The sequence below is a fragment of the Acidithiobacillus sp. TH-A67 genome, from assembly GCF_057473545.1.
This window is the reverse complement of the sequence record NZ_JBYCKU010000036.1, coordinates 74,872-82,603: the sequence shown is the minus strand read 5'-3', so window position 1 is coordinate 82,603 and position 7,732 is coordinate 74,872. Positions and strand designations below refer to the sequence as shown.

8 protein-coding genes are annotated in these 7,732 nt (G+C 58.2%); 5 read left to right on the top strand and 3 right to left on the bottom strand.

Translation table 11 applies throughout. The features are described 5' to 3' along the window. Both AC2VNM_RS05600 and AC2VNM_RS05595 read left to right on the top strand, forming a co-directional pair. The coding region (locus AC2VNM_RS05600) for a porin (protein ID WP_486913018.1) at positions 1 to 924 on the top strand (924 nt) is incomplete at its 5' end. Between the two features lie 19 nt (positions 925 to 943). Then, the gene (locus AC2VNM_RS05595; protein WP_483165278.1) at positions 944 to 1,450 is read left to right on the top strand and encodes a DsrE family protein; all 507 of its coding nucleotides are present in this window, start codon (positions 944 to 946) and stop codon (positions 1,448 to 1,450) included. Positions 1,451 to 1,505: 55 nt separating this feature from the next. Here the strand turns inward: AC2VNM_RS05595 and AC2VNM_RS05590 are convergent, their stop codons facing one another. The 3 genes from AC2VNM_RS05590 to AC2VNM_RS05580 form a co-directional block, all read right to left on the bottom strand. Beyond that, complete coding sequence (locus AC2VNM_RS05590) at positions 1,506 to 2,690, bottom strand: GspE/PulE/PilB domain-containing protein (protein WP_486913017.1); 1,185 nt, start codon at positions 2,688 to 2,690, stop codon at positions 1,506 to 1,508. Continuing rightward, the gene (locus AC2VNM_RS05585; RefSeq protein ID WP_483190098.1) at positions 2,683 to 4,125 is read right to left on the bottom strand and encodes a GspE/PulE/PilB domain-containing protein; all 1,443 of its coding nucleotides are present in this window, start codon (positions 4,123 to 4,125) and stop codon (positions 2,683 to 2,685) included. The genes AC2VNM_RS05590 and AC2VNM_RS05585 overlap by 8 nt, the downstream gene beginning before the upstream one ends. A gap of 240 nt (positions 4,126 to 4,365) precedes the next feature. Next, on the bottom strand, positions 4,366 to 5,022 hold the full coding sequence (locus tag AC2VNM_RS05580; RefSeq protein ID WP_483165276.1) for a MarC family protein: 657 nt from the start codon (positions 5,020 to 5,022) through the stop codon (positions 4,366 to 4,368). A gap of 119 nt (positions 5,023 to 5,141) precedes the next feature. Here AC2VNM_RS05580 and AC2VNM_RS05575 point away from each other — a divergent pair, with 119 nt between their 5' ends. The 3 genes from AC2VNM_RS05575 (at position 5,142) to nudB (ending at position 7,693) form a co-directional block, all read left to right on the top strand. Then, positions 5,142 to 5,402 (top strand): FmdB family zinc ribbon protein, encoded by a 261-nt coding sequence (locus tag AC2VNM_RS05575; RefSeq protein ID WP_483165275.1) that lies wholly within the window; start codon positions 5,142 to 5,144, stop codon positions 5,400 to 5,402. A gap of 70 nt (positions 5,403 to 5,472) precedes the next feature. Beyond that, positions 5,473 to 7,263 (top strand): aspartate--tRNA ligase, encoded by a 1,791-nt coding sequence (gene aspS / locus AC2VNM_RS05570; RefSeq protein WP_483165274.1) that lies wholly within the window; start codon positions 5,473 to 5,475, stop codon positions 7,261 to 7,263. Further along, positions 7,244 to 7,693 carry a dihydroneopterin triphosphate diphosphatase gene (gene nudB / locus AC2VNM_RS05565; RefSeq protein WP_483165273.1) on the top strand — a complete coding sequence of 150 codons (450 nt, stop codon included), beginning with the start codon at positions 7,244 to 7,246 and terminating at the stop codon, positions 7,691 to 7,693. The genes aspS and nudB overlap by 20 nt, the downstream gene beginning before the upstream one ends. Positions 7,694 to 7,732: the final 39 nt, after the last annotated feature.

The window sequence follows — 7,732 nt, the reverse complement described above, 5'->3', positions numbered from 1 at the left end:
ACTTTCAGCTACATCCCCGGAGCCCGGGTGGAGATGGGCCTGATTCGCGCTCCGAGTAGCGAAGGCGCCATGCAGGGCTTTATGAGTTATAATTATGTCATCAGCGCGACGGTCATCAACCAGTTGATGGACCAGCCCATGCTGAATTCCGCCTACATCAGCAAAGATAGCCCCGCCGGCTACCTGATTCCCGGCACGGAAAAACTGGGCGTCAATGGCTATCGCTACCCCGGCGCCATGGTCTTTGACTGGTTTCGCAACGGCCCCTGGGAGTTCACCTACGGTGCCATGGTCGGCATGTACGGTACCGTCGCCGCAGGCAACCAATCGAACGAGCCTATGGAAGCGGTGCGCTTGCAAGAAGCGTATATCCTTGGCGGGAAAGGACCGTTCCGCAGCGATATTCAGGGTGGCATCTGGTATCAGCACGCCGTGCCCCGTTTTGATGGCACGAATTATGACATGAACCGCTATGGTGTCGACTTGCAATACCTGCAGGGATACATGCATCGCTGGGGTCGGCAGTTTCGTTTTGAATATATGCGCGGCAACGGTTGGATCGATGCACCTGCAGCCTTCAACAAGGCCGATCTGAAAAAGGCAGCACTGTACCAAACCCAGTTGTATCCGGGCATTGGCAACAAGGCTTGGGGGTATATGGTGGAAGGCGGACTTTTCCTGACCAAAAACATTGAAGTAAATCTGCGGTACGATTACTACAACCGCCTGCCCAACAATCCTGCCCAAAACCGGATTTTCAAGACCTATGCGCTGGGTTTGCAATACCATTTCACACCATTGACCAAGGTGATGGCGGGATATTATTTCCGCACGCTGGATGTTCCCCATCCGAACGCCACCAGTGAGAGCGTAGCCAGCGCTGTCGATAATGTCTTTGCTCTGCAAGCAATGATTGCTTTCTAACGTTATAAGGAGCCCCAAAATGCGTCACTCTTCGCTATTCCGCCACGTTCTCTTTACGCTTGGCATTCCGCTATTCCTCGTGCTCGGGACAAGTCCAGCCTGGGCCAATGTGTCGATGCTGCACGATTTCAATTACAGTAAACCGAGCTTCACACATGACCACCCCTTCGCCAAAGCCAAAGTAGTACTGCAGGTCAGTCAGGCCGAACCCGCGCGCTGGAACCTGACACTCAACAATGCGCAGAATTTACTCAATTATTTTGGGCAGGAGCAGGTGCAGATCGTCGTCGTGGCCTTTGGTCCCGGCATCAAGATGTACCTGCCGAAAAACAAGGGAATCGCGGACCGCATTGCTGCCATCAACGCCGAGGGGGTGGAATTTGATGTCTGTCACAACAGCATGGAGGCGTTCAAAAAGAAGACCGGTCACCTGCCTCCCCTCGACCCGTCAGTAGTCATCGTTCCGGCGGGAATCGTGCGCATCATGCAACTGGAGTCGCACGGCTTTGACTATGTAAAACCATAATTTCAGGCTTTCTCAGCCCGCTTGAGGTGGTCGATATCTGACCACCTTTTTTAGGTCAAGGTTTACTGTCGCGGCCGATACCATATTTGAGACGACGTGCGGGCAGGTACCAGAGAAGCCCATCGATGAACATCAGACATCCTGCGCCAATGAGAACATAGTCGGTAAAACTATAGGCGCTGGCATTCAGCAGCTTGTGCATGGCAATGCCCAGGCCGACGAAGGAAACACCCGTACGAATCAGGGACAACCCCGTTCTGGCTCTAGCGTAGGAGGTACGATGGCTGGCCGCGATAGTCCGTTGCGCGGCGAGGATATTGCGTTCTCGCGCCAGATGGGTGCGTTCCTTACTCGCGGGCACCGGACGCAACACCGAACAGTAGTTGGGAATTGCGGCAGCGAGCTTGGCAAGCGCCGATTGGTCCTCGGCTTCCATGGGCGCTTCGGGGAGATGATAACGCTCGGTAAAGCGGATATTTTGCGTGGTGATATCGATCAGCGCGCGTTGGCACGGCAAGTCCATACGCGCTCGTCGCACCTGGAGATAATCAAGCAATCCGAAACCGGCCAGCACCGCACCCGAGAGCAAGATGGGCAAGTGGTAGGGAGCCAGAAACGAGTGCGGAAAATGCGAGACTACACTGGATATGGCCACCAGGGTCAAGCCCCAGCGCAGGAGCTTCATTGATGTCCGCGCGCGGGCATGGGCCGTACGATGTGCCGCCAGCTTGGTGCGCCAATGCGCCATGGTGTTGCGCCAGTAGGCAAGCCCCGTGCGTTCGATGCCGATGAGAAACGATGCTTCGGCATGCAGGTAGTCCTGGATATACCAGCGGATGTCTTCGCGTAGGGCAACACGAAACTCGTAGTGCGGCGCGAGAATGAGTCGCCGTACCTCTTCTCGCATCGCTTCATTGCTGGGATCGGCTGCGGCAATGATGACCGTGTCGTCGACGCGCCGCAGCGGAAACCAGAGATTCATTCGCAGTAGCTTGGCATCCAGGCCTGCGAAGAGCTCGGTAGGGATCGGCAAGCGCTCGTCGTATTGCGCGAAGGCGCAGCCGTAACGCTTTGCCAGCGCAGTCAGCAAATCGCAACGCGCTACGGCAAAGTCCCTCAGCAGAACGCGCTCCAGCTCGATGCCACGCCAAGCCGCCTGACGCTTTGCCTCCATCAATTCCGCAGTGGTGAGAACACCGCTATCGAGCAGGGCATCATAGATGCGTAAGTCGTCACTCACGGTAGAGCTCTCGCTTCCAGGCGCTGCGCGGCAGACTGTAGTCTGCATCAGCGATTTCGAAGTCGTTGTCGACGTAGGCAGAGCGACGTTTGATCCGCTCCGCGGGGAGGTACCAGAGTAAACCATCACCAATCAGATACAGCCCGGCCAAGACCAGGGCAAGGTCGAAGAGCGTCCAGACAATGTCGACGTGGCCGGTAAAGTGAAAATACACGAAAAGGCCGGCACCCACGGTCATGACACTGAAGCCGGTACGGATAAAGGCCATGCCGGTGCGCGCCCGCGCCATGATCGTTCGCAGCCGCGACATGGTATTGCGTTTGTCTGCCAGGGTGGTGCGCTCCAGGGCGAGCCCGGTAGTAGCGAAGACGCCAGGCTGAGCCTGCGGCGAGTTGGCCTCTGCCACCGGATCGATGCCCTGCGCATAGAGACAGCGGGAAGGAAAGATTGTGTCCCACGGGCCAACGACATCTCGCTTCTCGGCCACGGCTGCCAGCGCCCTGTTGGCGGCGTGGCGCCCGGGCGCGTACCAGAGGAAGCCTTCGATCAACATCAGCACGCCGATCAGAATGAGGCTCCAGTCGAAGACCGACCAGGGGCCAGCAGGGAATTTACGGATAAAACCAATACCCACGCCGGCAAAAGCGACTCCAGTGCGTGCAAAGGCAAGCCCGGTGCGGGCCTTGGCCATCATCACCCGCAGATAGGCCAATATGGTTCGCTCTTCGGCGAGGTTGGTACGGTCGTTGGCCAGGAAGCGGCGCCGCTCTACTGGCGAGAGGGCATCCCAGTCTTGCCGTAACGCCGTACTACCGGCGACGATGGCGCTGCGCTGAAACGTCATCGCGCCCCCCGGATCGACGACGGCGAGGGCGGTAAATTCCTGTGGCACTGGATAGGGGGGATAGACCTTGATCCGGCGTGACTCGCCCCGTGCCGGAAAATACCACAGCAGGCCATCGACGATGGCGAGGATGCCGAAGAGGAGCAGTGGTATTTCGAAAATCAACAGGTCGCCAGCGCCAAACAGGCGCAGAAACGCAACTGCGATGGTGATGAAGGTGAGTCCCGTGCGCGCCAACGCCAAGCCGGTGCGACTGCGGGCAAACTGTGTCCTCTGCGCTGAATAGCGGGTACGCAACCCGGCCAGATAGGTGCGCACCTTGGCCAGGGGTGTACGCCCGGCATACACGGGGAAATGCTCGTTGAGGTCCGCACTGTTTTCGATCAGACGCACGAGATCCGACGGCGTCGTCACCCGAAAGCGGAGTTCCCGCACCCCCAAAGAGCTGCGGATGTGCTCTATGAGCTGCGGATCTTCCGGGTTGCAAACGATGACTTCAGCGCTGTCATCATCCCAGCGGATGGGCAACCATAATTCGTCGCGCAGTGAATCGACATTCAGTCGGCGCAAAATGGCGGCGGAAGCGGTCAGCGATTCGTCGTACTCGACCGTGGGCCAGTCATAGCGAGCAGACAGCTCCTGGAGTTGCAGATCTTTTTCTTGTACTTGTGCGTTAATCGTCGTACCTCAAATTCTTACCAAACAACGTGTGCCTGTGGCCTGATCCGGCCCAGAAAACGCTGGCATGCGGTTCCCTCAGCTAATTATTATGGTACACAAAACAGGAGCTTTCTGACCAACAACAGCGTCTGATATGCGATTTAGATTCCTTTATGAGATGGCAGCAGCGTGCAGACCGGGGAAAAGGGTGGACAAGCCATTCGCAAGAAAGGTGACCGCAATGGCGGCCAGGATCAATCCAAAAATCCGCGTCGAGATATTGATTCCGGTTACCCCCATTCTCTGGCTCAGGGGCTCGGCAAGGCGCAGGGCAGCATACGCCACCAGACTGATGATCAGGATATCGACAATCAGCAGGCCGCTAGCCAACCAGCTATCGCTGCGATTGTGGGCGATGATGACGGTAACCATGGTGCCCGGTCCGGCGAGCAGGGGAATGGCCAAGGGTACTACCGCCACCGCCTCCTTCTGCATACCCTCTGCCGCCTCTTCCGGGGTATGCTTGTACCGTCCCCCCGACTTGGCCTGCAGCATATTGAACGCGAGCAACATCAGGATCATCCCACCAGCGACCTGAAAAGCAGCGATGCTGATCCCGAAGAAATGCAGGATGTATTCCCCCAGAAAGGCAGAAATCAGGAGCACCACCGCCACCGCACGCGCCGCCATCTTGGCGGTCTGCAGGCGTTGCTCTGGACTCTCATCGTTGGTGAGGGCGATGAAGATGGGAACCGCTCCAATGGGATTGAGAATTGCGAGCAGTGCGATGAGGGTGCGCAACGCGCCATGGATGTCAGCGCCAAGCAAATCTGTGTACCTCGAAAACGACGAGAAAGAATGTGGCGGGCAGATGGTACTCCCTTGCATTGGCAAGAGCGAGTACATATTTATAATATGCTGATTGGTACAGGAAAGGAGTAGCATCGATGCCAACTTATGAATATGTATGCAAGGAATGCGGGCATCAGCTCAGCGCTGAGCAAAAAATGTCTGACCCGCGCCTGGTAGATTGTCCGGCCTGCGGCAAGCCTGGATTGGAGCGGCAGCTCAGCGCTGGCGGTTTTGCCCTGAAGGGCAGCGGCTGGTACGAAACAGATTTCAAGGGTTCCAGCAAAACGACCAAGAGCGAGGAGGGCGGCACCAGCGCGGCACCTCCTTGCGCGGGCGGCGCCTGCGCCTGTCATTGACGTAGGGCGTCGGGAGCGACACCATTAGCGGGCCCGGTCGGGCCCTCATTTTTTTGCCAGGATACACCCTATGCGCAGTCATTATTGTCACCAGGTCACAGAACAACAAATCGGCGAGTCGGTCACCCTTTGCGCTTGGGTACAACGGCGGCGCGACCACGGCGGAGTGATCTTTCTCGATCTGCGCGATCGTGAGGGTCTGGTGCAGGTGGTGGTCGATCCCGATCGCCCAGCGGCCTTTGCCAGCGCCGAAGACTGTCGCTCGGAATTTGTCGTGCGGGTGGTCGGTAAGGTGCGGGCGCGCCCTGCTGGGACGGAAAATCCGCAGCTGCCCAGCGGCAAGGTGGAGATTCTAGCGCAGGAAATCGAAATTTTGAGCCGCTCCGATGCCCTGCCCTTTCCTCTGGATGAAGAGGGCATCAGCGAGAACCTGCGTCTGCAATATCGCTATCTCGATCTGCGACGACCGCAGATGCTGCACAATCTGCGCCTGCGCCATCAGATCACGCGCTACGTGCGCAATTACCTTGATGCAGCCGGCTGTATCGATGTGGAAACCCCGGTACTGACGCGCTCCACGCCCGAGGGTGCGCGCGACTATCTAGTACCCTCGCGCACCTACCCGGGGGAATTCTTCGCCCTGCCGCAAAGCCCGCAACTCTTCAAACAGCTGTTGATGGTGGCGGGATTTGATCGCTACTACCAGATTACCAAGTGTTTCCGTGACGAGGATTTGCGCGCTGATCGGCAACCGGAGTTTACGCAGATCGACATCGAGCTGTCTTTCGTCGAAGAGAAAGACGTCATGGCTCTGGCTGAGCCAATGATTCGCGGCTTATTCCGTGACGTCTTGCAGACAGAATTGCCAGACCCCTTCCCACACATGACCTATGGCGAGGCCATGCAGCGTTTTGGCGTGGATCGCCCCGACCTGCGCAACCCGCTGGAGCTCACCGAGCTGACCGATCTGATGCGCAGTGTCGAATTCAAGGTCTTTCGCGCTGCTGCCGATGCACCGCGTGGCCGCGTGGCCTGCCTGCGGGTGCCCGGTGGGGCGAGTCTCAGCCGGGCACAGATCGATGGCTACACCGAGTTTGTCTCCATCTATGGCGCCAAGGGGTTGGCCTGGATCAAGGTCAATGATCTGGCTTCGGGGGCCGCGGGCCTGCAGTCGCCCATCGTCAAATTCCTGCCTGAACCCGTATTGCAAGAGATCCTGCAGCGTAGTGGCGCCGAGGATGGCGACATCCTCTTCTTTGGGGCCGACCACGCCAAGATCGTCAACGAGGCCCTGGGTAACCTGCGCAACCGCGTCGGGGCGGATCTCGGGCTCGTACAGGCAGGATGGAAACCAGTCTGGATCACCGACTTTCCGATGTTCGAGTTTGACGAGAAAGAGGAGCGCTGGAGCTCCACCCATCACCCCTTTACCGCGCCCCAGTCCACCGATCTGGCAACACTGCGAACGGATCCGGAACACGCCCTCGCTCGCGCCTATGATCTGGTACTGAACGGTAACGAGATTGGTGGCGGGAGCATTCGCATCCATCGTGAGGAGGTGCAAAAGGAGGTCTTCGCGGCTCTGGGAATCGGACCCGAGGAAGCGCAGGACAAGTTCGCCTTTCTGCTCGATGCATTACGCTTTGGTGCACCACCCCATGGCGGCATGGCCTTCGGACTCGATCGCCTGGTGATGTTGATGAGTGGCAGTGATAGCATTCGCGACGTCATCGCTTTCCCCAAGACGCAAAAGGCGGGTTGCCTGCTCACCGCAGCACCCAGTCCAGTGGCCGACCGCCAGTTGCGGGAGCTTGGTATCCGGCTCCGGCCGGGAGTGGGAGATGGACTACAAAATCCCTAAGTCAGTACTCGTTCTTGTTCATACCGCAACCCAAGTGCTGCTGCTGGAACGAGTACGGCCTCAAGGTTTTTGGCAGTCGGTCACCGGCAGCCTCGAAGCGGGAGAAAACTGGCAACAAGCGGCAGAGCGGGAGCTGCGCGAGGAAACCGGTTTTGCCGCCACGGGTCTGATCGACACCGGCGTGCGTAACCGTTTTCCCATCGTTCCGCCCTGGTCGGAGCGCTATGCGCCAGGAGTAAAAGAAAACGAGGAGCGAATCTTCACTCTCTGTCTGGCAAGGACGGAAACGCCACGCCTGCGGCCGGAGGAGCATTGCGCCTTTGCTTGGCTATCCCCCACCGAAGCGGCGGAACGCTGCGGTTCGTGGACCAACCGCAACGCCATCGTTCGACTCTTTGGTAATCTTGACGCCGGGCGTGTAGCCTCTTAGCTTGGTAGTGTTAGTGCGGATGATCGGACGGGGGTGGCA

What these genes read in the sequence shown, in the direction of transcription:
- nudB (WP_483165273.1), top strand. Translation starts at nt 7,244, where the DNA reads ATGGACTACAAAATCCCTAAGTCAGTACTCGTTCTTGTTCATACCGCA.
- aspS (WP_483165274.1), top strand. Translation starts at nt 5,473, where the DNA reads ATGCGCAGTCATTATTGTCACCAGGTCACAGAACAACAAATCGGCGAG.
- AC2VNM_RS05595 (WP_483165278.1), top strand. Translation starts at nt 944, where the DNA reads ATGCGTCACTCTTCGCTATTCCGCCACGTTCTCTTTACGCTTGGCATT.
- AC2VNM_RS05575 (WP_483165275.1), top strand. Translation starts at nt 5,142, where the DNA reads ATGCCAACTTATGAATATGTATGCAAGGAATGCGGGCATCAGCTCAGC.